The organism is Photorhabdus africana, assembly GCF_035181445.1.
In the GTDB taxonomy this organism is placed as follows: domain Bacteria; phylum Pseudomonadota; class Gammaproteobacteria; order Enterobacterales; family Enterobacteriaceae; genus Photorhabdus; species Photorhabdus laumondii.
Map to the genome: position 1 here is coordinate 1 of NZ_JAXBVE010000118.1, position 1,477 is coordinate 1,477.

Below are 1,477 nucleotides of genomic sequence, written 5' to 3' on the forward strand. Positions count from 1 at the left end.
CGGTCGTAGCAATCGACTCTGACCAACGGTGACGGTTCTGCCCGGCATTGTAGCAAAGCGGGTAGTGAAGGCGCTGTTGGGGTTTCCTGAGCGGGCTGAGTATCAGGGGTGCCTGTCAGAGAGGCGATTAATGAACTGACCAGTAGCAGAAAATTCATAATTTACACCTGTATTTCGCCAGTTTGTACGTCAGTGTCCGGGGTGCAATACCCAGGCTGGCGGCAATCTGTTTGGTGTTGTTGCCGTAAATATGCTGGCGTTGTATCAGGACTGCACATTCGAACTCTTCAAGTGCCTGAGGTAAATTGTCGATTTTGCTGTAATCGTGCGAGACGCCGGCTGAGGTGTTGTTTTCGGCGGTGGTGCTTAACGAAGCCAGCAATTCATCAAGCTGTTTTTCTTTCTGGCGCTGTGTCTGAAAAACCTGGCGGATCTGGCGTAATTGGTCACGCAGTTGTTCCAGTTCCTGCAATTTTTTCAATCGGTGTTGCATGAGATGGCAGTAGATGTAAAACATGTTGCTATCGTCAGCAAAACGATGGACATCTTTGGCGAAAACCGCAATCACGCCACACGCCTGCCCGTTGCAGTTAAACAACGGAATAGCATGCAGGCCGCAGCGATTAGGCAGTTCTTCAACGAAGAGGCGAAAGTTTCGATGGTCGATGCGTACCCCTTGATTGAGTGATCCCCAGGTCGTGGGGGTGCCTTTATACAAGATTTGGACCAGCGGATGGTTGATATCACCGATATTGACATCCAGTTGCAGCGCGCTTATCTGGTTTGGTGCCGGCAGCCGGTAGCATTCCAGACGGCTTTCATTCACGTTAAGCAGAGAGACCAGCAAGGCATCAAAACGCTGGCGTTGGTGATTCACCTCAAGAAAGTGATGAACCAGTTGCTCGATAGAGTCATTTTCCAGTAACGCTAATGCGCTTTTTAGCCGTTGTTTCATGGTATCTCCTCAACCACCGCGTTGAATTGATGGTCGTTAACGGTGAGCTGGATAGTGCTGATCGGCTTTCCGGCCGCCATTTTTTGCAACAACAGCAGAGATAATGGCGGTAACAAAGCGCCATCAATGATCGATTCCAGCATGCGTGCGCCATTTTCAGCACGGGTGGCCCGTTGCAGTATCTCTTCAGCCACCTCATCACTCAGGGTGACGTCGGCATTGAAGCGTTGACGCAATAAGTTATCGAGGCGCGCCAGTTTGACTTGAATAATGGTTTTCAGGGTGTCGTGTCCCAGCGGCAGGTAAGGCACCACTTCCATTCGCGCCAGTAAGGCGGGTTTGAAGAAAGCGGCCAGTTCAGGATAAAGCCGGTCATTTATCTCTGCCGGTTTATCGGCATTATCGACGATAGTTTGATAGCCGAGGTTGGACGTTAAAAAGAAGACCACATTTTTACAGTCAATCACCCGGCCTTCCCCGTCGGCCAACTCACCTTTATCGAATGCCTGATAGAACAGGTTC

General features: G+C 50.4%; 2 protein-coding genes. Both read right to left on the reverse strand.

The window, feature by feature from the left end:
* Positions 1-154 precede the first annotated feature (154 nt).
* Positions 155-955, reverse strand: a complete 801-nt coding sequence (locus tag SLS51_RS22940) for a helix-turn-helix domain-containing protein (protein WP_323840799.1) — start codon at positions 953-955, stop codon at positions 155-157.
* Positions 952-1,477, reverse strand: a 526-nt coding sequence (locus SLS51_RS22945; RefSeq protein WP_323840800.1) for a ClpB D2-like domain containing protein, incomplete at its 5' end; no start/stop codon positions are given. The genes SLS51_RS22945 and SLS51_RS22940, both read right to left, overlap by 4 nt.

What these genes read in the sequence shown, in the direction of transcription:
- SLS51_RS22940 (WP_323840799.1), bottom strand. Translation starts at nt 955, where the DNA reads ATGAAACAACGGCTAAAAAGCGCATTAGCGTTACTGGAAAATGACTCT.